Annotated in this window: 21 protein-coding genes; 11 read left to right on the top strand and 10 right to left on the bottom strand. The window is 54.8% G+C overall.

Annotated features, from left to right (window positions below; translation table 11 throughout):
- Positions 1-47 precede the first annotated feature (47 nt).
- From AXG89_RS44065 to AXG89_RS24735, 6 genes are all read left to right on the top strand, one after another.
- Positions 48-353, top strand: a complete 306-nt coding sequence (locus AXG89_RS44065; protein ID WP_218778177.1) for an SH3-like domain-containing protein — start codon at positions 48-50, stop codon at positions 351-353.
- A 2-nt stretch (positions 354-355) separates the two neighbouring features.
- Complete coding sequence (locus tag AXG89_RS44060; protein WP_218778176.1) at positions 356-721, top strand: SH3-like domain-containing protein; 366 nt, start codon at positions 356-358, stop codon at positions 719-721.
- Entirely contained in the window at positions 718-1,155 is a 438-nt protein-coding gene (locus AXG89_RS24755) for a nitrile hydratase accessory protein (RefSeq protein ID WP_062173484.1), read from the top strand. The genes AXG89_RS44060 and AXG89_RS24755 overlap by 4 nt, the downstream gene beginning before the upstream one ends.
- 149 nt (positions 1,156-1,304) lie before the next feature.
- Positions 1,305-1,514 (top strand): CbtB domain-containing protein, encoded by a 210-nt coding sequence (locus tag AXG89_RS24750; RefSeq protein ID WP_062173482.1) that lies wholly within the window; start codon positions 1,305-1,307, stop codon positions 1,512-1,514.
- Positions 1,515-1,527: 13 nt separating this feature from the next.
- Positions 1,528-2,271, top strand: coding sequence for a CbtA family protein (locus AXG89_RS24745; protein ID WP_062173480.1), 744 nt, complete (start codon positions 1,528-1,530; stop codon positions 2,269-2,271).
- A 1,267-nt stretch (positions 2,272-3,538) separates the two neighbouring features.
- Positions 3,539-3,898: a MarR family winged helix-turn-helix transcriptional regulator gene (locus tag AXG89_RS24735; protein ID WP_306299796.1), complete on the top strand. Its 360-nt coding sequence runs from the start codon at positions 3,539-3,541 to the stop codon at positions 3,896-3,898.
- Between the two features lie 259 nt (positions 3,899-4,157).
- On the opposite strand, the gene AXG89_RS44780 is transcribed toward AXG89_RS24735, so the two are convergent.
- A complete protein-coding gene (locus tag AXG89_RS44780) occupies positions 4,158-4,517 on the bottom strand; it encodes a DUF3331 domain-containing protein (RefSeq protein ID WP_082771604.1) in 360 nt (119 codons plus the stop codon).
- Between the two features lie 481 nt (positions 4,518-4,998).
- Positions 4,999-6,765 carry an MFS transporter gene (locus tag AXG89_RS24725; protein ID WP_218778175.1) on the bottom strand — a complete coding sequence of 589 codons (1,767 nt, stop codon included), beginning with the start codon at positions 6,763-6,765 and terminating at the stop codon, positions 4,999-5,001.
- Between the two features lie 602 nt (positions 6,766-7,367).
- Between AXG89_RS24725 and AXG89_RS24720 the strand changes: the two genes are divergently transcribed.
- From AXG89_RS24720 to AXG89_RS24710, 3 genes are all read left to right on the top strand, one after another.
- Positions 7,368-8,327 carry an IS5 family transposase gene (locus AXG89_RS24720; protein WP_062173478.1) on the top strand — a complete coding sequence of 320 codons (960 nt, stop codon included), beginning with the start codon at positions 7,368-7,370 and terminating at the stop codon, positions 8,325-8,327.
- 298 nt (positions 8,328-8,625) lie between these two features.
- The gene (locus tag AXG89_RS24715; protein WP_062173476.1) at positions 8,626-9,513 is read left to right on the top strand and encodes an NmrA family NAD(P)-binding protein; all 888 of its coding nucleotides are present in this window, start codon (positions 8,626-8,628) and stop codon (positions 9,511-9,513) included.
- A gap of 538 nt (positions 9,514-10,051) precedes the next feature.
- On the top strand, positions 10,052-10,411 hold the full coding sequence (locus tag AXG89_RS24710) for a hypothetical protein (RefSeq protein ID WP_236873556.1): 360 nt from the start codon (positions 10,052-10,054) through the stop codon (positions 10,409-10,411).
- A gap of 403 nt (positions 10,412-10,814) precedes the next feature.
- Here AXG89_RS24710 and AXG89_RS24705 read toward each other — a convergent pair whose 3' ends face one another.
- The 8 genes from AXG89_RS24705 to AXG89_RS24670 form a co-directional block, all read right to left on the bottom strand.
- Complete coding sequence (locus AXG89_RS24705) at positions 10,815-12,290, bottom strand: efflux transporter outer membrane subunit (RefSeq protein ID WP_062173472.1); 1,476 nt, start codon at positions 12,288-12,290, stop codon at positions 10,815-10,817.
- A complete protein-coding gene (locus tag AXG89_RS24700) occupies positions 12,287-15,463 on the bottom strand; it encodes an efflux RND transporter permease subunit (protein WP_062173471.1) in 3,177 nt (1,058 codons plus the stop codon). The genes AXG89_RS24705 and AXG89_RS24700 overlap by 4 nt, the downstream gene beginning before the upstream one ends.
- The gene (locus tag AXG89_RS24695; RefSeq protein ID WP_236873555.1) at positions 15,460-16,632 is read right to left on the bottom strand and encodes an efflux RND transporter periplasmic adaptor subunit; all 1,173 of its coding nucleotides are present in this window, start codon (positions 16,630-16,632) and stop codon (positions 15,460-15,462) included. Before AXG89_RS24695 ends, AXG89_RS24700 begins: the two co-directional genes overlap by 4 nt.
- A gap of 326 nt (positions 16,633-16,958) precedes the next feature.
- The gene (locus AXG89_RS24690) at positions 16,959-17,504 is read right to left on the bottom strand and encodes a carbonic anhydrase (RefSeq protein WP_062173466.1); all 546 of its coding nucleotides are present in this window, start codon (positions 17,502-17,504) and stop codon (positions 16,959-16,961) included.
- 262 nt (positions 17,505-17,766) lie between these two features.
- Positions 17,767-18,504, bottom strand: coding sequence for a hypothetical protein (locus AXG89_RS24685; protein ID WP_062173464.1), 738 nt, complete (start codon positions 18,502-18,504; stop codon positions 17,767-17,769).
- Between the two features lie 75 nt (positions 18,505-18,579).
- Entirely contained in the window at positions 18,580-19,095 is a 516-nt protein-coding gene (locus AXG89_RS24680; protein ID WP_062173462.1) for a carboxymuconolactone decarboxylase family protein, read from the bottom strand.
- Positions 19,096-19,575: 480 nt separating this feature from the next.
- On the bottom strand, positions 19,576-20,553 hold the full coding sequence (locus AXG89_RS24675; protein WP_062173460.1) for a nitrilase-related carbon-nitrogen hydrolase: 978 nt from the start codon (positions 20,551-20,553) through the stop codon (positions 19,576-19,578).
- 440 nt (positions 20,554-20,993) lie between these two features.
- Positions 20,994-21,434: a MarR family winged helix-turn-helix transcriptional regulator gene (locus AXG89_RS24670; protein ID WP_062173458.1), complete on the bottom strand. Its 441-nt coding sequence runs from the start codon at positions 21,432-21,434 to the stop codon at positions 20,994-20,996.
- Positions 21,435-21,789: 355 nt separating this feature from the next.
- Here AXG89_RS24670 and AXG89_RS44775 point away from each other — a divergent pair, with 355 nt between their 5' ends.
- Together AXG89_RS44775 and AXG89_RS43210 are read left to right on the top strand one after the other, a co-directional pair.
- Positions 21,790-22,152 carry a hypothetical protein gene (locus AXG89_RS44775; RefSeq protein WP_442861757.1) on the top strand — a complete coding sequence of 121 codons (363 nt, stop codon included), beginning with the start codon at positions 21,790-21,792 and terminating at the stop codon, positions 22,150-22,152.
- Positions 22,153-22,616: 464 nt separating this feature from the next.
- On the top strand, positions 22,617-22,907 hold the full coding sequence (locus AXG89_RS43210) for an NAD(P)H-binding protein (protein WP_236873554.1): 291 nt from the start codon (positions 22,617-22,619) through the stop codon (positions 22,905-22,907).
- Positions 22,908-22,955: the final 48 nt, after the last annotated feature.

Genomic DNA, 22,955 nt, shown 5'->3' with positions numbered 1-22,955 from the left:
ATTCCCAAACTCCCTATCGCATGACCTGAACAATTGCGGAGGGTTCGATGAACGGTATTCACGATCTTGGCGGTATGCACGGGCTCGGAGAAATCCACTACAGGGCGCAGGAACTCGCGTTCGCCGACGAGTGGGAAGGGCGCGTCCTCGCGATGTTCCTTTCTCTATTTGCAATAGGAACGATCAATCTCCATGCATTTCGTCATGGCATGGAAAGGATGAATGCAGCACATTACCTTTCCTCGAGCTACTACGAGCACTGGCTGGCCTCAGTGGAAAAGAATCTGGACGAGGCAGGGATAGTTTCGACGGCCGAAATCGAAGCTCGGATGGCTCAACTTAAGGGGAATTGAACATGCCCGTAACCAAAGAAATGGTACCTGGTGTCTTGGCGACCGGCGCATCGGAACGAGTAGACCAGCCTGTCGCCCCCAAGTTCTCTGTGGGCCAGCGTGTTCGTGCAAGAAATCTAAACCCAGCCGGACATACGCGCGTTACCCAGTACGTGAAAGGCAAAGTCGGTACCGTCGAGGCCGACTATGGGGTATTCATTTTGCCGGACACGATGGCTCACGGCAACGGGCCCGCGCCACAGCACGTGTACAACATCAGCTTTGCGGCCGAGGACCTTTGGGGAAGTGTCGCAAACGCTAACAGTACGTTACGCATCGACCTTTGGGATGACCATTTGGATGCTGTCAGTAACGAGGACGACCGATGAATAAATTTTCTGGATCAACGTTGCCGGAAATTATTCGGGATCAGGAAGAGAGGGCTTTCGACGCACCGTGGCAAGCACAAGCCTTCGCGCTCGTTCTGCGACTGAACGAGAACGGTTGTTTCAGTTGGGAAGACTGGGTCCGTGTGTTCAGCGAAAAGATATCAGCCTCGCCGGCTCGACCCGGGGAATCCGTAAACGATGCCTACTTCCGGCAGTGGGTTGATGCGCTCGATGCAATCCTTATCGAAACAGGTCAGCTTGCACCCGGCGATTCGCCCACCCGCGCGGCCATGTGGAAGGTTGCATATCTCAACACCCCGCATGGTGAAGCAGTAAGGCTTGAGCATGCTACTTGCCCACCGGATCACGAGCACATTGCACCGCGCCGCGGGGAGCCGTTAGTAGTCAGTTCGGCGGTCAAGAGCTTCGCCTGAGTCGGCCTTTTCCTGGTTTTTCGAAGTCTGCCTAGCGTGCAGAGAGCTGAGTCGGTTTCGTCAGACGCCAGCCACAGCGTGTACTGCGTTCGCGCCTGGGAATCGTCATCCCTGCATTGTCGGTATAGATCCAATTTTGGAGAACTGAAATGAATGAAGCTTCTCTTGATCCGCTAGTGGAGCCGGTGCCCGTCCCGCTCTGCGATATCGCGCCGTGGGCAATATTCGTTGGCCTGCTGCTTTTACTAGCCATCTATTTCGTGGGCGCCGAGCAAGGGGCAACCTCGATGATTCAAGGCTTGTACGTCCACGAATTTGTGCATGACGGCCGGCATCTTCTCGGTTTTCCGTGCCACTAAATGAGGTGCTGTCATGATCGGAAAATTGCTTATTCGAGGATTGGCCGCGGGTTTCATTTCAAGCCTCATCACGTTTGGATTCGCCACCATAGCAGGCGAGCCCACAGTCGCCCGCGCGATAGCTTTCGAGGAAAGCGTTGCCACGGCAAAGGGCGATGCTCCAGAGCCGGAACTCGTTAGTCGCAAGACGCAGGCTGGAATCGGCCTCTTTACGGCAGTTGCCGTGTATGGAACGTCCGTTGGCGGGCTGTTTGCGTTGGTGTTTGCCTACGCGCACGGGCGATCGGGAAATTTGAGCGCTCGTGCGTTGTCTGGGTACCTTGCAGTAGGGGCGTTCGTAGCAATCGTGCTGGTGCCTGGCATCAAATATCCAGCAAATCCGCCGTCGGTAGGCGAGCCTGGGACGATAGCCTATCGTACCGAGCTCTATTTCCTGATGTTGCTTGTCTCTGTTGTCTCCATGGTCTTTGCTGTAAAGCTCCGCGGTGGACTTGAGCGTCGGCTCGGAGGATGGAATGCATCCATTGGCGCGGGAGCCGTATTCGTCGCCATTATAGTCGCCGTGATGGCATTTCTGCCTAACATCAACGAGGTGCCGGCAGCATTTCCTGCTGTCCTCCTTTGGAGTTTCCGGATGGCAGCTTGGGGGATGCACGCGATCCTTTGGGGCGGAACCGGGCTGCTGTTCGGAGCAATGAGCGCTCGCTTGTTGTCTGGCGCATACAATAGCCAGCGGCCACGACACTTGCACGCCTAGCCTTTGTTCGCGAGAGCGTCCTTTGCGAGGACGGCTCTCGACTGCAACGAGAAGCGGTTGCCAAACCATTTTCCGCACGGAACAACTGTTCGACAACGGGGCTCATTAAATTGCGGTCCGCACGCGTTCGATGAACAGGAAATACAGATCCCTGTCCGACGCTTGATCGCATCTCTTGACTCTAGATCATGTAAATTTCACTATCGTTTTCAGGACAGAGTATTTTCTTGATCTATTATGGTGTATATGCAACAATTCATGCATTGATAGATTACCCAGATGAACATCACCGAAAGCACCTTCGCCTTGGCAGTCTGGTGTGTCTCAAAACGTGTTTATCCGGCTGTCGATGCATGCGGTTTCGAGGCGCGAATACTCATGGACCCACGAACCGTTGCTGGCTAGCTAACATCACTGAAAATGTCGATGTGGGCTATCTGTGCGCATCGTAAACGCAATTGAGACTTTTATCTTGGACGCGAAATGAGAACACTGATTGAGAGGCAATTTTACCGACCGGAAGTCGTCTTGCCGTTGCTGATATTGACTGGCTTGATGGTTACGCTTGACTTCAATCTTCTGCAAGTAAGTCTGGTTGTGGTGCTACGTGGATTACGGCACCTCCTGGGTACGTTTAGCAAAAGACGCGTGGGTCTGCGGGCGTCAGGTGGCCGGGGAAATGCCGGGGAACGGCGATGTCCTGTGATTGGACGGCTATGCGACTGCTGAAGCGCCTCTTCGACCTTTAGCCATTGACCGGGTCCGCAATGGACGTAGGCGCAGTCGGGTCGCCGTTTTTGGAAGCGCGTACGCTCGCATATTGAGGTCAACAGGACCAGTCCCATACCTTTGCATCATTCGTTCAGTTTCTTGCCATATGTAACAATTGATTGGGCAATTCTTGATCGTTGTCTCGGTGTAGTCCACACCGACCCGGACATACGTGTGCACGGACTGCTCATAGTTAGCGCTCTGAGCGCCAAAGCACAAGGACCTTGATGGATGCTGCTAACAATGTAAGAAATGAAAAAGCATAGCGATGAATTTACACAGGCTGCAAATAAAAGAAGCACAGCAGCTTGCCCACCCATCTAACATTGTTATTAGGCCGTATGGGGGAGCTAACGACATTACATCGCAACGTAAGTAGTGCATTGATTTTGGCTGCTCGCCGCTGGCGCCGAACTTGCGCCGCTGTGCTAAGGAATTCAATGTTTCAGAGGCTTGTGCGGCCGCATTGTTAGCGGCCTAAAGACTGGATGTGGCGGTGCGTCAGACAACTCTGGCTGAGCACGTGGGGATTGAAGGCGCATCGCTCGTGCGTTTGCTGGACCAACTTTGTGATGCAGGACTTGTTCGGCGCGTTTCCGATCCGGAGGATAAGCGGGCCAAGATTGTCTCTTTGACGGATCGCGGCCGCACCGCTGCCGTGGAAATGGAGCAGCGGATAATCGCGTTGCATTCGAGAATGTTGGGCGATGTAAGCGCCTCGGAATTTGAAACGACATTGCGCGTATTAACTGCTTTCAGTGCAACAGATCAAAGTGAAGATGATATGAGCGACGAACTCCGGTTAGCGGGGGGAAGTTTGCAAGAGGGCAGTGCTGGTCCATTCAACGGATCCTGACACGCATATGCCAACGCGGGTCCGTTGACGAGTTACGACGCGCTGACACAGGATTTTTTAGTATCGCGGCACCGTTTGATGTCGACATTTGTATGCGATGCCGGACGGCGCTTTCATAGCTTGGCGGAAGTTGTGGGAGCACCGGCGGTCGCGTAGAAAATGGCGAGGTCCACCAACCAGCTCAAATTTTTCCCGCTCGGCGTCTCAGCGGGCTACGTCGACTCGACGCCCATCATCTTGTCTATCGTCGAGGCAAGTATCATCGCGTTGCGATTTTGCGGGGGGAAACGTCCAATAGAAGGGCGGTAGACCGCTTCCCCCGAGCGATTGTTGCCCCGCTTACAGCACACGAACCAGACGCGCGAGCCGACCCAAGTCGCCAGAGTTGCGCGCCATAGTGCGCAACAGTTGGATCGCACCACTCGACTGTTACCGTGGTGGGCGAAGTACGGTCGGTGACTCGAACTACGTAGTTCTTGGACCGGGGACACGTAGAATCGAAGGCAGACTTTGCATTTGCGACCGGCTTCTTCGATCGTACTCCATTCTCGCTGGAGACGGTGCGTAGCGCCTCAATCGTCTGGATCCAGGGGCTTGCTTCTTCTAGCTCGTTCAACATGCTTACGTCCTCACAGATTGCGTAGCCTTGGCCGCTGGGCGGATACTTGATAGCATTAAACTAATCGCTTTAGTGACGTGTGAACTTCGTCATTAAAAGTCACAAGGTGAGGGCGTGCACCGGCATTACCGACTTGTCGCGGGCGTGGGATAGTTCAATCGCCGCACTATAGGTGCGATGCAGGTTGTCCAGCGCAGAACTGACAGGTGTGGACTACCGTTCGTTCACTATGCGCAAGTAGTCATCGCTCGACAAGATATCCTTAGGTAGGTATTAGGCCGAATTCATAAAAATTTTTGAACTGACGAACTGTGGCGTCGCGGAGCAGTCGTTTTAGTTCGAGTGACCTTGCCGAATCTCTGCGCGGTTAGCTGCTGTGGTCGGTCTGGCCTACTCTCTTGGGGTGTGGCGCTGGAGTTGTCCCGCGGGCACACGGGCGCAAACCCCAAAAGGTTTCATGCGCTCCTAGGCCTGCGTCGAATCATTCGCCAGCAACAAACATAGCCTCGTCATCTCCAACAGGGGCTTGCGCCGGATCTCGCGAATAGAAAGCTAACGTCAGCAATAGCGATGTAATTGCAACGGCGGCGGCGGCAATGGCCGCATACGCAAAACCTGACTGGAAGGCTTCGCGCAATGCATTGCCGACGGAGACTTTCAAATCGTCGGGGATAGCATGTAACGCAGCAGCGGCGTCGCCGGCAGAGAACCGCTTCGATATCTCAGCTGCGCGCAAGGGCTCAATACCCAGTTGCTGTGCGAGAGGCGCAAAACGTTTAGTTGCCTTTACTACCAGGATAGCGCCAAGGGCCGCGACACCAAACAGCAACACGGTGAATCGCGTTGTACCTCCGATACCGGAACCCATCCCCGCCCGACTTGCCGGAATAGCACCCTGCATGGCCTTGGCCGTCTCGCCGTTCAAAATCCCAGCACCGATACCTGCCGCCAGCATACCGATCGCGAACGGCGTGTAAGAAACATCTAGATGGGCAAGCAATGCCAATGCAAGGTCGGCAGTCGCAGTAATGGTGAGGCCTAGCCCCAGAGAGAACCGTTGCGACCAGTGAAATCGGGCAAGCAGGCGTGGAACGAGAAACATCGGAAGCGCGAATGGCAGCATCGAGATGCCGGCTCTCATCGGTGACAGGCCGAACGCGTTTTGCAGATAGAGCGGGAGGTAGAAGATCAAGACCTGAGCGCCGGCCGCGTAACCCATCATTGCGAACGCAGCGCCGACGAATGATTTGGACCGGAACAGCGCCAGATCGAACATCGGTCGCGAGACGTTCTTTTCTACAACAATAAACGAGATAAGTAGCGCGATGCCAAAAACCAGGCGCAGGAGCACCGTCGTGGTCAACCATCCAACCGCGTTACCGTCGATCACTGCCCACGTCAAAAGAAAGAGGCCGCTACTAAACGTCCCGATGCCAATATAGTCCAGTCCCTTCGCGTCAGGGTCGCGAGACTCCGGGACAAGCTTCAGAATCCCGGCGATAAGTGCGACGCAGATTGGGATGTTGATGAGGAAGGCCCACTGCCAGCCGAAGACACTGGAAATCACACCCCCGATTATTGGGCCACACGTGATTGCGATACCTAGACTGGACCCCCAGAACGCAAATGCCTTCGCCCGCTCGCCACCTTGGAAAATGTGGTTGATCAACGCCAACGAAGAGGTCATGACCAGGCTGGCTCCGACACCTTGCACTGCTCTTGCCAGGTCTAGTACCAGCGGCACTTTAGCCAATCCGCAGAACAGCGATGCCAGCGCAAAAATGGCCATGCCCACTACAGCGGCGAGGCGTCTGCCAACTTTGTCACTAAACGAACCGGCCGGAAGCAACAGAGCCGCAAATGGAAGGACATATGCTGTGATAACCCACTGGACTTCACCGAAGTCCGCATTCAACGATCGTGAAATCGTAGGTAGTGCGACCGCGACGATGTTTGAGTCAAGCATTACAAGTGATGAGACCGTTGAGACGACAAAGAGAATCGCTCGCTTGTTGGCGGGTGAGGTTGTTGCGTCCATAATCGAATTTCCTATCTTGTTAAACGACTCCGCCTGCATCAACCTATGTACAGCATGCGATCCGCGTCCGACTGCATCCGAATTGCGGAATGGCAGGATTTGCAACGCACCGGAGCCGCGTTTTTGCTGGCGAACAATGGGTTTTATATCTACCGAGCAGAAGCCGCCCCGGTCGGTTGCGTGAACGGCATCTGAAGACGTCGCACGCATGCTACCTGCTTAAACCTTATGTCACGCGATTGCTGAGCAGGGGTAAAGTGCTCCACGATTTCGGCCAACCTTTGAATGAACTGAACTAAGCAAGCGACGTGTAGCCGTGGCCAAGTCGACAGTGCGTTCAAACTATGACAGGCCGCCAGCGCCACACCGCTCGTGTTACCAGCTTGTTTCGAGTAGAAGTGAGAGTATAAGCACGTATTTGACCGGATTTTTCACGAACTAAATATGCCTTTGACCGGTTTTCGGCAGCGCCGCATAACTCTGCGCACGCAATACGATCGAACCAGTAGATTAGCAAACTGACTATGCGAGGACAGATAGGCGTATTTGCATATGCAACGTAGACGGTCAATATTGGATAGGGGTGTCTGGGATAGGACAAATACTCACGGCGGGGCATAGGCCATACCTAAGGACGATTGCGCAGCCGTGCGACGGACAACATAGTCAGTTCGTGGCAATGTACTCGCGGGGGGCGTTGTTGCATTAATCCGGTTGTCGCGCGGAGGCGTGACGTTTACGCGCAACGGTCGGGGCGGCACCTCTGTTAACTCTTTGTGGAACTGCGTAGATTCTCGATATTTGGCGGGAAGATGCGCAAGGACGAACGCAACAGCTGCGAGCCCAAAGGGGTCTATCGCGTCAGGAATTGGTCGGAGTACAACGCGGGGCTGATCGCACGAGGCAGCGTGACTATGTGGATCAATGAGAGCGCATTGACGATGGTAAGCGAAGCGGAACCCGTGGTGCGCGGCAGGCCGCACGTCTACTCGGATGCACTTATTCAGGCACTGCTCACGCTCAAGCAGGTGTACCACTTGACGTTGCGAGCCGCCCAGGGCTTCGCGCAAAGTCTGCGGGAGCTTGCGTTCGCCGAGCTCCCTGTGCCGAACTACACGACACTGAGCCGGCGCGCGCAGGATCTGAAGGTGGCGCTACCCGTCACACCCAGTGGTGAACCGCTGCATCTGGTCGTGGACAGCACGGGCGTCAAGCTCTACGGCGAAGGTGAATGGAAGGTTCGCAAGCACGGCTATTCGAAGCGGCGCACCTGGCGTAAGGTCCATCTGGGACTGGACGCGAAGACCGGTCAGGTGCGCGCGGCACTGATGACGCATCAGGATGTCGATGACGCGAGCGTATTGCCCGGGCTGCTGGACCAGATCCCCGCAGACGAACCTATCGAGACGATCGGCGGTGACGGTGCGTACGATACGAAGCGCTGCCATGCAGCGATTGCAGCGCGCGGCGCCGCGCCCTCGATTCCACCGCGCGAAGGGGCAAAGCCCTGGCCTGAGTGCACGCCCGGCGCAAGCTGGCGCAACGAGGCGATCGGAGACATCGTGCGAGACGGTCGAGGCGAATGGAAGAAGCGCAGCGGCTATCACCGGCGTTCGCTCGTCGAGAACACGATGTACCGCTTTAAGATACTTACGGGTAATCGTCTGTGGTCGCGCCGCATCGGTTCGCAAGCGACCGAGATGGCGATCCGCGTCGGCGTCGTGAACCGAATGGCGGTACTTGCACGCCCTCAGTCCGTTCGCATTGCTTGAATTTAAGATCACAGGAGACGTTGTGTCTTCATGCTCGATTTACGCAACAACGCCCTCGCGGGGCCTTGGAGTTATTACAGCTCGGGTTTTGCGGCCAACTCTTTCCAGGAGAATTTTGGACGATGTCGCGCGACGTGTTCTCCAGCTAAGACGCGAGACATCGCGAGTATGGACGACTCATACCTGCATACATGCCAGCTACGTTTACCTCGAGCAAATCCCTATTTTCCAGACTGTCGCGCTTACTCTTAACGGCGGTCTGCGCAAATAGTGACTAATCCAAATCAGGATCTGAAATATGAGTGGCGAACTGTTTTTGATTACCGGTGCTACCGGCGCAACCGGCGGGCATGCAATCGCAGAGTTGCTGGCAAAAGGTGCCGCGGTACGGGCCATGGTACACAGTCAGGACGAGCGGGCGGAAAAACTTAAGGCGTCGGGTGTGGACGTGGTACTGGGTGACCTTCTCGATCCGCAGGCAGTTCGTAGAGCGGTTGACGGTGCAACTGGCGCGTACTTTGTCTACCCCATTCATCATGGAAAACTGGCCGATGCCTCGGCCTATTTCGCGGAGGCGGCGAAGCAGGTCAAGTTGCGCTCAATCGTTAATATGTCTCAAATATCAGCGCGACCAGACGCAGTTAGCTATGCAGCACTGTCCCATTGGTATGGCGAACGCATATTTGACTGGGCTGGAATTCCGGTAACGCATTTGCGCCCGACATTCTTTATGGAATGGCTTATGTACGGATTCCAACTTCCGCTTATCGCAAACCACGATTTGCTGAAAGTGCCGGCAGGCGAAGGTAGGCACGCCCCTATTGCCGCTGAAGATCAAGGGCGGGTTATCGCGAACACTTTGCTGAATCCGGCCGACCATGCGGGGAAGACCTACAATCTGTTCGGCGCCGCCGAGGTGAACCATGCAGAGCTTGCAGCGGCGGTTGGCGAAGCGCTTGGGCGGAAGATGACCTACGAGAACGAAAGCTTCGACGCATTCGAAGCACGCCTCGCGCAGGTCGGAATGACACCGTACTTCATTCAACATATCGTAAATGTGTACCGCGACTACAACGCGGGTGTGTTTGCCGGAACAAACGACGTTGTTCAGCGGCTAACCGGACGCGCCCCGGTGACTGTGGGAGAATATGTCAAGGCGAACCTCAGCCGCTTCCAACCAGGCTAGGTATTGATGAGACTGCGCGCAGGAATGTCGTGTAAGTTTGAGTCGGTCGGCTGCCGGCGCGATGTTCGGCCGACCTCATTTTACCTCCGCCGCTTACATCAGATCACCGTTTGCACCTGCGTCCCGGATGCTCATTTAACCCGGGATGTCAATGGTCTGCTAATCTAAGGAATTGCTTAGGGCGGCGTTTACGTAAGGGCAGGTGGCTAGGACCGAACGAGCATCAATGCCGGTGTGAGTGAAAGATCAACATACAACTGACGAACTCCGATCAAACGCGGTCGTGTTTGAGGCGCCCGTTGCAGACCCAAAGGCGAAGGTAGCTAAGATTGCATTGAGGGCGGACAAGCTGCGCGCAAAAAACGCCTTTCCCGCGGCAACCTCCTTGCCGTGTAACCCTATCAAGTGACATTTGTTCGCCACGTTCCTGTAGATGTCGAGCGAATTCCGTACACCGCTTCGGATCGCTTTGTTTCGATGCTGTTTTGTCGCAGGACTGATATCTTGTATCAAGCTTGAACTATTCGTGGAGGTCAAAATGCGTAGAAACACCGAACTTCTCATCAGTATCCTTTCCTTCATGCAAGACGATGACAAGCCGACGCAATGCTGTAAGGACATCGAGAAAGGCGCGGGCGAAAAAGAGGGGCACAATTGGTCCGAGGTGAGACTCCATTTGGCATTGCTTAAGGATATGGGGATGGTGACCGAATGCACCACGCCAGCAGAGTATCGGTTGACCAGCGCCGGATACGACGTGATTGAAAGTCCAGATCCAGTTGGGCAAATTCAAACCTGGGCTAAAATGTCTAGCGGCAATAACACGCCCAGCACTCCGTCTTTTTCCACGGAAAAACATCCGCTACCTCCTGCAGTTCGCAGTCAACGTTTCAGTTGATTTAACGCGATCACTGGGCACTACCTGGTGCTTCTCGCTGGAAACACGATTTCATGAACTTGGGCGTTACGTTGCGCCGAATTTTTCGCCAGCGGGCGGCTTTTACTGGTTAAAAGCGTCGTTCAGCCGCTTGCGGTCGAGCCAATTGCAAAAACATTACGAGCCAGATACCGATGACGCCTGGCGGGCTCAAAACTGAAGCGCAACACCAAAGCGTTTGCAGTCAATCGAGTTGTCTCGCTCTATCGATACGGTGGCGATAAGTCGATCTACGCCGAGCCGAGTCCTAGCGAGTCTGCGTCGCCAATCAGTTGGACATTTTGGTTAAAGGGCTAAGGCGCTCAGCCGGCAAGATGAGGCTTGATTGTCGGTATACGACCGCTCATCTTGCGGTACTGACGGCCTAATTTGTTGTGGCGAGTTGCTCCGGCGCATCCCATCCACCGCCCAACGCGCGGAAAGTCCGAACAGCTGCTCTAGCTGCATCGGCTCGTGTCGCATCGAGATCGTCGCGCGATCCAAGAAGTTGTCGGTCGGCATCAAGCACATCGGTCAGCGTGATCGAGCCCGCGCGGTAAGCTTTTTCTGACAGGTCTCGCGCCCGGGTTAGAGCCGATACCTCCTGTTCCAATTCTCGTACGCGTAGTTCCGTTTGCGAGAGCGTGATGAATGCATCCTCAACGTCCTCGGTAGCTTTAAGTGCCGCTTGCCTAAATTGCGCTAGTGCTTCGGCGTTTGCTCCACGTGCTTGCTTCACATCAGCATCGACCTTACCGAAATCGAACAAACGCCACTGGAGTGCGCCGGTGCCAATCGGTTGGAAAGATTTCGCACTGAGAAAGTGATTACTCGTAATACTGTCAAATCCAAGCGCGCCCGAAAGCGAAATCTTCGGATAATAATCGGATATAGCTACGCCAATTTCTTCGCTTGTAGCCGCGAGATGACGCTCCGCCGCAATGATGTCTGGACGTCGGCGCAGAACGTCGATGGGTTGGTCGCTTGCGCCGATGGCTGGGATGTCAGGAATCGCGCCGGCATTGGTGCTGAGCTCGGCGGCATACGTTCCCGATTGTGCACCCATCAAGACGTCGAGACGGTTTAATTGCGCCTCCAGATCGATGCGTAAGAGTGGGATACTTGCACGTGCCTGGCGAAGCAACGCCTCGGCTTGCGCGACTTCGCGTGGAGTGGCTGCGCCCGCCCGCACGCGCGCTTGCACGAGCTCGAGAAGATGCCCGTCAGTTTCGATCTGATTCTGCGCGACTGCTAGGCGCATCTGTAAGCCCCGTATCTGGAGATATGCATCGGCAGCGTCAGCAGCAACCGTGATACGCGTTCCAAGTTGATTTGCTTCGGCTGCCTGCTCTTCATCGCGGGCCGCTGAATGCGCGCGTCTCAGGCCGCCAGCCAGATCGATCTCCCAGCTAGCGGTCGCACCAGCAACGTACTCCTTTTGGTCTCGGCTATAATTGGGGAAAGCGCTCGCCAGTGTGCCAAGCGGACTCTGCGTACTTTGGTGCTCAGCCGTGTATGAGGTGTTAGCTTCAATCGTCGGAAGCAGGGCCGCGCCGGCAGCTTGTGCGGCTGCCCGAGATTGCGCGACGCGCGCGATAGACGCCTGAAGATCGAGATTCTGGTTCAGGGCGCGCTTCACAATCTTTTCCAGCATCGGATCATTGAATCCTGTCCACCAGGCGTCAAGTTTAGGTGCGGGCAATGTCGTCTGCCGGTTTGCCACCGCTTCGTTATTGTGGAAAGGGGTCATTTCCGTCTTGGGAGCGACGTAGTCCGGACCGACTGCGCAGCCAGCAAGGGCCGCGCTTACAATCCAACCGCTGATGATCGCTTTAGGCGTTCTGGAGACAAAGCGATTCATTTGACGTCTCCGGTACCCAACCGTTGAGGCGCGGAAATTGGAGTCCGTAGGCCGAGTTTGCGAACGAAGGCGTAGAACGCTGGAGTGAACGCCAAGCCGAAGATTGTCACACCGAGCATGCCGAAAAACACCGTCGTCCCAAGCGACTGCCGCATTTCTGCGCCGGCGCCGCTGGCTATGGCAAGCGGTGCGACACCGAAAATAAAGGCGAACGAGGTCATCAGGATCGGGCGCAGCCGTACATGAGCGGCGTGCGTCGCCGCTTCCTCGGCGCCCACCCCGTCTTCTTCCTGGCGCTGTCTTGCAAATTCAACAATAAGAATTGCGTTCTTCGCTGCGAGTCCAACGAGCACTACAAACCCAATCTGTGCCAGGATATCAATCGGCATACCTCGGATGTTAAGACCGATTGCTGCCGCAAGAAGACACATTGGTACGATCATGACAATCGCGAGTGGGGTTTTCCAGCTTTCGTACTGCGCGGCCAGCACAAGGAACACGAAAATCGCCGAGGCAGCGAAGATCACAAGCGGAGAAAGAGCTTGTTCTTCCTGCTGGTGCGCAAGATCAGTCCATTCGAACGCAATACCGTTCGGAAGCACCTGATTGGCCAGTTCTCCCATGCGTTTGATCGCTTCACCCGAAGATACACCCAATGCGGCTGAACCCATGACTTCGGCCGCTGGATAAAGGTTGTACCGCGGTATGCGGTAGGGCATGGTGTTTTGCTTGAAGGTCGTGACTGTACTGATGGGCACCATCACTCCAGCCACGTTACGCGCCTTGAGCCGTCCAAGATCTTCAGGCGTTCTGCGGAATGCCTGGTCACCTTGAACTCGTACTTGGTAGGTGCGGCCCAGATAGTTGAAGTCGTTCACATACTGCGAGCCCAAATAGACTTCCATTGCGGCAAAAACGTCCGACGGCGTGAGTCCAACTTTCTCAGCCTTCAGACGATCGATATCTGCATAAACGGACGGTGCACCTGCGTTGAAGAGCGTGAATACGCCCCCAAATGCCTTGTCCTTGTTGGCGGCCGCAACCAACGTATTTGCTGCCTGCGCAAGCGCTTGCGGACCGAGACCGGCTCGGTCCTCTAGCATCAGTTTGAAGCCGCCAGCAGCCCCCAGACCCTGAACAGGAGGGGGATTTATTACGATGACGACGGCGTCTTTGATAACAGACAGACGCTTACGGAGTGCGACCAACATGGTTGCGGCGTTCACTCCCTTGACGTGTTCTCCATATAGCGATGGCAGGGCTGTAAAAATGGTGCCAACGTTGGGCGCGACGGTGCCGGTCGTAACGTCAAAACCGGTCACAGGGGACGTATGTTTGAGGCCTTTCGTTTTCAGAGCGATATCGGTCACTGCGCGAACGACTGCGTCCGTGCGCTCCAGGCTCGAACCTGGTGGCAGCAGCGTAATGATGGCTTGATAGCCGATGTCCTGGTCTGGTATGAACCCGGTCGGCATCCGGGACATTTGAAAGGCTGTTGCGGCAATCAACCCGGCGTAGACGATCAACATTACGGTCGTAGCTCGGACAAAACGGCCAGTAAGCTGACCGTACCGATGGGAAAGCCACTCGAACGACACGTTGAACCTACCGAAGATGGCGTCGTGGAAGCGGCGAATTGCCGTCGCCCCCGCTGGCTTCTCTTCCTTCTGATGCTCTTTCAGCAGAATCGCGCACAGCGCAGGGCTCAAGGTGAGGGAGACAAAGCATGAAATTACAGTTGATGCCGCGATGGTGATAGCGAACTGTTTGAAAAAAAGGCCGGAGATCCCGGGCATCAATGCCGCTGGGCCAAATACAGCGCAAAGCGTTAATGCGATGGCGATAAGTGCAGTCGACACCTCATTCATCGTCTGATGTGCGGCCTCTCGGGGAGTCATCCCGAGCGCCATGTTCCGTTCAACGTTTTCAACCACCACGATGGCATCATCAACCACGATGCCCACCGCCAGAACCAGTCCAAATAAAGATAAATTGTTGATTGATGCACCAAAGAGTGCCAAGATCGTGAACGTCCCAATCAAAGACACCGGAATAGCCACCACCGGGATGATCGTGCTGCGCCAGCTCTGAAGAAACAGATAGACCACACCCACTACGAGGAGAATCGCGATAACGATAGTCTTGATGACTTCCTTAATTGACTGTCCGACGAAGGTTGTCGGGTCGTAAATCTTGATGTAGTCCACTCCCGACGGGAACTGCTTCTTCAATTCAGCCATCTTGTCCCAGACCGCGCTCTCCACCTGCACTACATTCGCATTAGGCGTAGCAATGACGAACCACGGAGCGGCAGGATACCGATCGGCGTAAGCTATAGAGCCGTAGTCTACGGAGCCCAGTTCGACACGACCGATATCTCGAACTCGTGTGACTCGTCCCTGCGGATCAGATTTGATAATTACATCGCTGAATTCCTCGGGCGTAGTAAGGCGACCAAGGGCTTCAACGTTGATCTCGTACGCCCCATTGCTCGAGATTGGAGGCTGATTGAGCACGCCCGCTGAAATCGGGGCGTTTTGCGCGCGAAGTGCGCTCAATATGTCAGAGGCAGTGATGTTGTAGGACGATGCTTTGTCGGGATCAATCCAAATACGCATGGCGTACTGCCGTTCGCCGTACATTTGAAAATCCGACACCCCGGGCAAACGCGCGATCTGATCGCGAATCTTGAGCATGTAGTTAGACAGATATTCCGTGCTGCGGGAACCGTCCGGCGAATAGACGTGTACCCCGAGAAGAAGCGCCTGAATCGTCTTTTTTACCTGAACGCCTTGTAACTGGACGTCCTGAGGCAAACGAGACAGCACGTCTTCCACGCGACTACGAGTGAGCAGGAGTGCCGTGTCCGGGTTCGTTCCGACCTTAAAAATGATTGTGATGGTCAGCTGTCCGTTGCCCGTCGACTGGCTTGTGATGTAGTCCATGCTCTCAACGCCGTTGACGGACTGCTCGATAGGCGTTGCGACTGTGCGCGCGATAGTATCGGCTGACGCACCAGGATACGAGGTCGAGATTTGGATTGTCGTGGGGACGATGTTCGGATACTGGGCCACTGGCAAAGACGCCATTGACACTAGGCCGATGAAAACTGCAAAAATATTTAGCACCGCTGCGAAGCGCGGATGCTCAATAAAGAAATGAGTCATTTTCACGACTTCGTCCCCTGGGGTGCCGCTTCGGATTGAAACTGAATCGATCCGTCGTGCGGCGAGACCTTCGCGCCCGGGTGGACTGTGGGAATACCATCGATGATCACCTTATCAGTCGGCGCGAGGCCGGATCGGATGACTCTTAGGCCGCCACGAAGATCGCCAACTTCTACCTTTCTCGGGGTGGCGACATCATCTCCGCCAACAACGTACACCATGCGATCCGTTTGATCAGCGAGGACCGCTATGTCAGGAATGAGTAAAGCCGGTTGCGGTGTTGTCACCGCTAGTCGAATGCGTGCGAATCCTCCAGGGGTCAGCGAAAAGTCACTGTTTGGAATGACCGCCCGCGCATGTATCGTTCCACTTGAACGGTCTAGAGAATTGTCGACGAAGTTGAGGACACCTTCTCGCGAAAAACCTTCGTCGCCTGTTGGCGAGATATTCACCATGTGCGCCTGTGAACCTTTTTGTTTTGCCCGTACGTTCTGAAATACAGCAAAGTCGTTTTCGCTCATGTCGAAATCGAGGTACATCGGGTCGAGCGAAACGATCGTCGCGAGCAGGGTCGTAGGGCTACTGGCAGCGCGGCTGCCTGAAATGAGATTACCGATTGAAATAAGGTGCGTGCCCATTCGGCCGCTGAATGGCGCGTAGATGCGACATCTATCCAAATCGAACTTTGCGTCGCGAACCTTGGCGTTCGCGTCGTCCAGCGATGCTTGTGCGGCGCTTCGCTCCGCGGCGGTTTGATCGACATTTTCGACCGTGCCGGCCTCCGAGCGCTGAAGTTCTTGAGCACGGATTAGTTGACGTGTGGCCAAGGTCATACGCGCTTTAGCAGACTCTAACGACGCAACCGCTTCACTCATCTTGATTTGATAAGGCTCGGGGTCAATCTCGAACAGCAGATCGCCTTTATGGACGATCTCGCCGTCTTTGAAACGAATTTGCATTAACGTGCCACCGACCTGAGCTCGGATCTCAACACGATCAACCGCCGAAAATTGACCGAGAAAGCCTAGTCGACTCTCGATGTCGCGCTGAAGCGGCGCACTGATTGCGACCGACGGAGGTGGGGGCGCGACGACTGTCGCGGCATTGGACGATTGTAAGTAGTACGTCGTTGCCGATACTGCAACAACCGCGGTCAGCACAACAGCCTTGCCCACCCAACGCGTGCGTCTAGGATTTCCTGGGCCCACCGCAACACTAGCGTCCGCGTGAGTCGAGTCTGACCGGTCATTCATAGTGAACCTCATCAAATGTGCAGGCAGCGCATCGGTAGATGAAGCATCTGAAATCTTGCTCGATCGTGTCGCGAGTCATTTCGGCTGATCTCCGGATGTCGAGGTTGCATCCCTTGTATTCGATCTTAAGAGGTAACCGGAAACATATCTAACAGCGTTACAACTGCTAGGGACGAGCGGGCATTTTTCTGAAGCGGATTCTTCCTAGCGCCACGTATCATTTAAAAACGACAGGCCGTGACTGATCTTTACACGGACGCTTCGCGCAAAAGGCTCGGGGGCACCACTGTATCGATACGTCCAGTCGCGACGTCATAGACAAGTCCCGAGACAATGAATTCGCCAGGCAGATTGGGGTTGGCCTTCAATTTGGCGACGTCAACGGCAACCGCCTTGTACGGGTCATCGATCTCCATCGCGTCAAGCCCTTCCTTCGTCACATTAAAGTACTTTTCGAGCAAGGCGGGTGCGTGGTGATGGCAGGGGACGATTCCGCAGTCCGTGTGATGCAGTACGATTAAGTTCCAACCCGGGCCGACTTCTTTGCCGTTCGCCGTCGCAACCGAGCGAACGATAGCCATGGTCTGCAGCGTGGCCATATCGATGCGACCGCCTACATTGCGAACCACCACAGTCTCGCCTGGCTTCAGTTGAAAAATGTCGACGGGGTCCACGCGTGGGTCGACGCAGCCAATGATCACCGTTTTCATCGTAGGCATGATCTTCAAATCAGGCGAAAACTGGTCCTTGGCGAATGCTTCGTTGCGTTCTTTAAGAGTTTCAAGAAAGCTCATAGTGACCTCTGAAATTGGCTTTTGATTGGACGGTCCGACAGTGTCTTTTGACGGTGCTGGCGGTGTTGAAAGACGACGTAGACAACGCTCGAAAACTGCTCCGCACCGGTCCCGTGCATCGTCAGGAAAGACCGGCACTTTTTAGACGAAACAATCGCCCGAAGCGAAGATGCGGCAGGGCTCAAAGTCGATTGGTTGATCGCTCAGTTGGCGCAATCAACCGCGTTATGAAATCGGTACTAGTAGCAAATCCTGGATTCCGCTAGCTGAGGAACGTAGCACTCGGCCTTTTGCTCCAGATCAGGAGCGCATTCTGACGAATGGAGAACACGTGGATAAAGATAGCAAGGGGGGCGAGGAATGCCGGAACCCAGACGAACGGCCATGCGGCAAAGGCTGTGAAGGGCATGCCGGGCCAATTAATATGCAGCGGACCAGGCATCGAACTCAACGTGGTTACTATCGTGTTGGATAGGATCAGGATGCCAAGCACATTCCAAGCGATGACGACGCCCGGCTTCAGATTTAACCTGGCGATGGCGAACGCGACGAACGGCGCGGTCAGTCCAACAATCACGTCGAAATTGCGGCCCTCGAACGTAACCTGTTCGGGTGCTCCTCCAGATGCATAAAGGCCCCAGAAGGCGAACTCCACTCCTACGCGAAAGGTCTGCATTGCGACAGGCCAATGACGAGGAGTTGCGTCAAGCAATTTCCGAAATCCGTCAACCCGATTTACCAGAATGATTGTAATCAACGCCAGCAGCGGGATGGCTGGTAGACGGGGCGGGCGGGCATTCCAGACGGCTAGAACGCCAGCGTGAGCCAGAGCACCGGTGACAATCAACCATACGCACAGCGCAATCAGAACAGCTGTGACTATGCTCTTTCTTTTGCCGTCTCCAGACGACCGTGCCAACCCATGGTTCAGCCAGAAAATCACACAGACTACACAGACCACGGTCACGAGCGTCAGCTCTGCATATATGAAGTTGATCACATGGCGCCCCGTTTTTTAAATTCGAGTCAATGGGAGATGCGCGCGCGCGAACACCTCCTAGGTTCGGTTTCCTGATTACAACGCCGGCGGAAGCTCAAGCGTTGTCTTTGCGACGTTGTTCAGCAGATTCGTTACGGTCATCAGTGCGACGTCGCCAATCACTTCAACAATCTTTGCATCGGTGAGGCCAGCGGCTCGTGCAGTCGCCAAATCCTCGTCAGTCACTTGGCCGCGTGTCAAGGCGATCTGGCGCGCCAGCACTGCGATTGGATCGAGCTTCCCGTCGCGGGCGGCGCGGATGTCTTCTGGTGTCATTCCGCCCTTCGTGGCCATCATGTTGTGAACGCTCATGCAGTAGGCACAGCCGTTCACTTCTGATACGGCAAGTGACACTGTCTCGCGCTCTTTGGGGCTCAGGGAGGACTTTTCCATTGCCAGATAAAACTCGACGTATCCAGAGAGCAACGCAGGCGAATGGGCCATCGTCTTGAATACGTTAAGCAAAACGCCGAAGTTGCTTTTGACTGCTTCCAGCACAGGGCGGGATGCGTCCGGAGCTGTTTCGATCGTAAGGGCAGGAATGCGCGTCATGGTGATCTCACGTAGTTGAGGAACAAAAAATTTCGACTGTTTGATGACAGCCTGATTTCGAAAGTGGCGGCATCCCTTGGGGCGAAGTGTGCGCAACAAATACTAGTCGTCGCTCGAATCAGATTGCGCATCGAACCACGGCTTCGTCTGCATACGACGCCAAACTGCCTGATACACGGACGAGCGAAACGGGCCTTGTATCCGCGTTGCCCTTTGGCCGTTGCTGCATCAGTACAGTACAGGCTACTACCCTTGTGCCGGTTCAGCGACTTGTCCATTGGTATGCTTGAACCGGTCTGGGCAGGTCTTGGTCGGACGATAGACTGTCAGATTGAAGGTGGTAGGCGGTGCCCGCTCGCGGTTTCCGTTGGTTGACTTCTTCGTCTCACCAGACGCTTGTTCTGGTGAACGGAAAGTCGGACGTTCGACTGATGAAATCTTCTCGCTGAGCCTGATAAGGAAAACTACTGGAGACCGCGATCAGCTGCCTGCTTCTTCAAGCGTTTCGACGTTTGTCTTGATCGGTTGGGTAGTACGTTCGTGAATATGCGAATGCGAAGTTCGGTCGATTTGCAGGCTGAGCAATTCCGGACGGCTATAGTGGCCGCGAGAGTCCATCATTCGCTTACGCTTATCGATTTGCCAGAAATCGAGGTCCGCAATCACTTCGCCTTCTCCCGAGCGAAGTGGTTCACCCATGTATTCGCCATCTGGGGAAATAATCGCGGTGAAGCAGCCGCTCGAGATCGGTTCAATGGAGCAACCAGTATCCTTCATGATTTGGGCTTGCTGCTCTTCATCCAGCCATGCAGTCGCATTTACAACGAAGCAGCCGGCTTCCAGCGCGTGCTGGCGGATGTTGACTGAAATCTGCTCGGAGAAGAGATCACCGGCAAATGAACCGGGATACATAGCCGAATGGATTTGCTCGCCATCGGCCATCAACGCATATCGCGCCAGCGGATTGTAATGCTCCCAACAGGCAAGTTGTCCGATGCGGCCGACGGCGCTATCGACCGCCCGTAGTCCCGAGCCATCGCCTGACCCCCAAACCATACGCTCATGATAAGTCGGCGAAATCTTGCGACGACGTTGAATCAGAGTACCGTCTGCATCGAAGAGAAGCTGAGTGTTGTAGATGGTCCCGCCGTCACGCTCGTTCACACCAATTGAGACCACCATCTTTGCTTGGCGAGCTGCCTCGCCAATTGCTTGAGTCGACGCCGAGGGAACAGTTACAGCCTGCTCCATGAGCTTATAGTGCTGGGCACCCATCTTGTATGGTGCCTCGACAAACGAGTAATAAGGGTAGTAAGGGACAACGGTTTCGGGGAAGGTGGCGAACTGCACCCCTTTTTTGCCGAGTTCGAGAATTTTCTTAACCACCTTGTCGACCGTTGCTTCACGGCTATACAGGACCGGGGCGATTTGAACAGCAGCAGCTTTGACGATGGTCATGGGATTCCTTAGCGGAAGAAATAGGAAAAAGTGTTAGTAAAACTATGTAGAAAAAACAATACCGATGAAAAATACAGGCAGGCCGCGCTCGGCATTTCCCATCACCGTGAAGCACTTGTGTGCCGGTAGTCACGCATTTGCTCTGTGTCTGCTTGGCATTCAGATCTTCAGTCAACCTGCCTGTTCGTCGGCCACACGCCGCAATCTGAGGCTGGTCTGTGCTTTTGCGTTGCATTGTCTCGTAGGGACGGACGCAAAGATTGTCGGCATTATGTAGACGCGAAGTAAGTGGCCAATGGTATGGCCGACAAAAACCACCTCTATTGATCGTCCGGTTCTTCTCTCTGGCAGGTTAATATCTTTGTTAAATGGTGTATATACAACAAACATCGTAAAAAAAACGTTGCCCTGAAGCAACGTCAACTGTGTCGGCTGCTGATTTAAATAGGTGCAGACCATATGTTTCCGGACGCATCGCGCAGTGCTCGGGCGGCGTCCGTCCCTAGTAGCTCGCAGGCCTGTTTCTGTGCCGCGCGCCAGGCGGGCAGCACCGCGTCAATCTTCTTTTCACCTTCCGACGATAGCTTCACCTCGCGAATACCTTTTGCATCAGACGACACTGCATCGACAAGACCTTTCGCCATGAGCAAATCAAGATTTCGGGACACTGTTGAGCGTTCCAAGAGCAAAACTTCACCGAGCTTACGCGGAGAACATGGACCCACCTCTCCTAGCGCAGCGAGCAGGTTCAACTGGGCAATCGTGATGCTGTGAACTGCAACGGCCTCGTCGTAGAGTGACGACACCGCACGTGCGATTAACCGTGCGCGCACAGCAAGGCAATCGCGGATGATCTCTCGGGTTGGGGTCAGTGGTTTCATGAGTTAAGTGTTGCATATGCAACAAGTAAATGTCAACAGCTTTTGCGAGCTACGTCGGAAAAGCGCTGGGTAATCCTTTGCAGTGTCACTTCATTTTCCATTTTTTGCGGTGCGATCTAGCGTTCGGCTGCGCTTGGGTTGAGTTCCATGCGTTGGTCAACAGGGAGGACTTGGCGAGGGGAGGCGGTGCGTTCAGGTTTGACTACACAGTCCTACGGGCACTTCACCCGCGCCGAGTGCATCTTTCGTCGCGCCCGGCCTGCAAGGCAGCCATACTTAAAGACAATAGCTTGCGCAGGTGCGGCAATAGATACTGTGTATAGCGCCGCGCTCTTCCGCGAGACTGTGAAGGAATGTGAGTCAGGCAAGCAATGATGACGTATCCCTGACGAGTGAAACGCTTGCTCGCCTTGAGCCGTACTCGTGGGCTGGCAACATCCACGAACTTGAAAACCTTATGGAGCAGATCGCTCTTCTGTCAAGGAAGCCCCTGCTGGATGCTGATGACGTTGAGGCATACTGCCCCAACGTGGCCGACCGAAATGTCTTACCGTCTTTCGCATTGACGAGCGATCGTGCAACTCACCGAAAGGCGGCCACGGGGATGTGGGAACGATGCTGTCAGAGTTGCTGCGGCAGGGCCCGCGCGTCCGTATGCAGTCATTGGCGCGTACGAAGCGAAAGTGCTAGTCGAAGCGTTGACGAAGAGCAATGGTAATCGAGCGGGGGCTGCCCAGAGAGCGGTAATGTCGATTCGCCAATTTTTTCTGGAGGTGGAGAAAGCTCGTGGTCGAGGCAAGCTTTGAAATTGGTTTCTGGCCGGGGGAAACGGGCTATCGACGAATGGGCGCCGAAGTTGGTCGTTGACGCCAGACAATCAGCTTGACGCCTATATGGTGTATGCAACAATGCATCTCGATCTAGGATCTGATTCAGGTTCGCAAATTCAGTTGTTTGTCTGCAACGAATGCGACGCATGTCAGCGGGCTCGCCAGCCGCTAGTAGAATTCCCTGAGCTAAAGAAGTGTTTGATTTTCGGGGCGTCTGCATCGCGTAAATACGACGGATGCCTGTGTTGCGGGGTCAAGCAACACTGGTCACTGAAAGCATTGTGAATCACTATGAATGTGATCATTCAAGACGATCAATGACTCCAGCAGAGTATTCGTAGAGGCTGCCGAAATGAATACAGTTTTGGTTACAGCAGCGAATGGCGACACAGGAAGAGCTACGCTTCCATGCCTGCTTGAGAAAGGCTTCAAAGTTCGCGCGTTTGTACGAAAAGATGATGATCGTGCAAGAAGCCCGCGAGGCCAAGGGATCGAAGTGGCGATCGGAGACATTTCAAACCTGCGCGATGTTCGCCTTGCGATGTCAGGTGTGCAGCGTGCCTATTTCTGCCATCCACTCGCCGACGGAATAGTTTTTTTTCGCACAGGCGGCCAAGGAGGAAGATCTCGAGCTGATTGTTAACATGTTGCACAAGCAATCCCGTCCCCATGCGCGCAGCAAGACAACGCA

This window comes from Burkholderia sp. PAMC 26561 (assembly GCF_001557535.2).
In the GTDB taxonomy this organism is placed as follows: Bacteria; Pseudomonadota; Gammaproteobacteria; order Burkholderiales; family Burkholderiaceae; genus Caballeronia.
The sequence above is the reverse complement of the archived record's forward strand: the minus strand, read 5'-3'. Positions and strand labels throughout refer to the sequence as shown.

What these genes read in the sequence shown, in the direction of transcription:
- AXG89_RS44065 (WP_218778177.1), top strand. Translation starts at nt 48, where the DNA reads ATGAACGGTATTCACGATCTTGGCGGTATGCACGGGCTCGGAGAAATC.
- AXG89_RS44060 (WP_218778176.1), top strand. Translation starts at nt 356, where the DNA reads ATGCCCGTAACCAAAGAAATGGTACCTGGTGTCTTGGCGACCGGCGCA.
- AXG89_RS24755 (WP_062173484.1), top strand. Translation starts at nt 718, where the DNA reads ATGAATAAATTTTCTGGATCAACGTTGCCGGAAATTATTCGGGATCAG.
- AXG89_RS24750 (WP_062173482.1), top strand. Translation starts at nt 1,305, where the DNA reads ATGAATGAAGCTTCTCTTGATCCGCTAGTGGAGCCGGTGCCCGTCCCG.
- AXG89_RS24745 (WP_062173480.1), top strand. Translation starts at nt 1,528, where the DNA reads ATGATCGGAAAATTGCTTATTCGAGGATTGGCCGCGGGTTTCATTTCA.
- AXG89_RS44780 (WP_082771604.1), bottom strand. Translation starts at nt 4,517, where the DNA reads ATGTTGAACGAGCTAGAAGAAGCAAGCCCCTGGATCCAGACGATTGAG.
- AXG89_RS24725 (WP_218778175.1), bottom strand. Translation starts at nt 6,765, where the DNA reads ATGCGTGCGACGTCTTCAGATGCCGTTCACGCAACCGACCGGGGCGGC.
- AXG89_RS24720 (WP_062173478.1), top strand. Translation starts at nt 7,368, where the DNA reads ATGCGCAAGGACGAACGCAACAGCTGCGAGCCCAAAGGGGTCTATCGC.
- AXG89_RS24715 (WP_062173476.1), top strand. Translation starts at nt 8,626, where the DNA reads ATGAGTGGCGAACTGTTTTTGATTACCGGTGCTACCGGCGCAACCGGC.
- AXG89_RS24710 (WP_236873556.1), top strand. Translation starts at nt 10,052, where the DNA reads ATGCGTAGAAACACCGAACTTCTCATCAGTATCCTTTCCTTCATGCAA.
- AXG89_RS24705 (WP_062173472.1), bottom strand. Translation starts at nt 12,290, where the DNA reads ATGAATCGCTTTGTCTCCAGAACGCCTAAAGCGATCATCAGCGGTTGG.
- AXG89_RS24690 (WP_062173466.1), bottom strand. Translation starts at nt 17,504, where the DNA reads ATGAGCTTTCTTGAAACTCTTAAAGAACGCAACGAAGCATTCGCCAAG.
- AXG89_RS24680 (WP_062173462.1), bottom strand. Translation starts at nt 19,095, where the DNA reads ATGACGCGCATTCCTGCCCTTACGATCGAAACAGCTCCGGACGCATCC.
- AXG89_RS24675 (WP_062173460.1), bottom strand. Translation starts at nt 20,553, where the DNA reads ATGACCATCGTCAAAGCTGCTGCTGTTCAAATCGCCCCGGTCCTGTAT.
- AXG89_RS24670 (WP_062173458.1), bottom strand. Translation starts at nt 21,434, where the DNA reads ATGAAACCACTGACCCCAACCCGAGAGATCATCCGCGATTGCCTTGCT.
- AXG89_RS43210 (WP_236873554.1), top strand. Translation starts at nt 22,617, where the DNA reads ATGAATACAGTTTTGGTTACAGCAGCGAATGGCGACACAGGAAGAGCT.